Genomic DNA, 313 nt, shown 5'->3' with positions numbered 1-313 from the left:
GATTTAAAGCCGATTTTAGAAAGAACATACGGTGTAATTGTATACCAAGAACAAATTATGCAACTTGCGTCGAAGTTGGCGGGATTCTCGCTCGGAGAAGCAGATTTATTACGCCGTGCAGTGAGTAAAAAAAATCGTGATATTTTAGATCAGGAGCGTAAGCATTTTGTACAAGGCTGTTTACAAAATGGTTATGACGAGACATCCGCAGAGAAAATTTACGATTTAATTGTAAGAGTTGCGAATTACGGTTTTAACCGAAGTCACGCTGTAGCCTACAGTATGATTGGATATCAGCTTGCTTACTTAAAAG

1 protein-coding gene is annotated in these 313 nt (G+C 38.3%); it reads left to right on the top strand.

Going from position 1 to position 313, the window contains the following annotated elements:
- Positions 1–313: hypothetical protein (locus ACSG5Z_RS30175; RefSeq protein WP_435712774.1), on the top strand; the 313-nt coding region annotated here is incomplete at both ends.

Origin of the sequence: Bacillus pretiosus (assembly GCF_051294775.1) — a bacterium.
Classification (GTDB): Bacteria; Bacillota; Bacilli; order Bacillales; family Bacillaceae_G; genus Bacillus_A; species Bacillus_A wiedmannii.
This window is presented reverse-complemented; position numbering and strand designations above follow the sequence as displayed.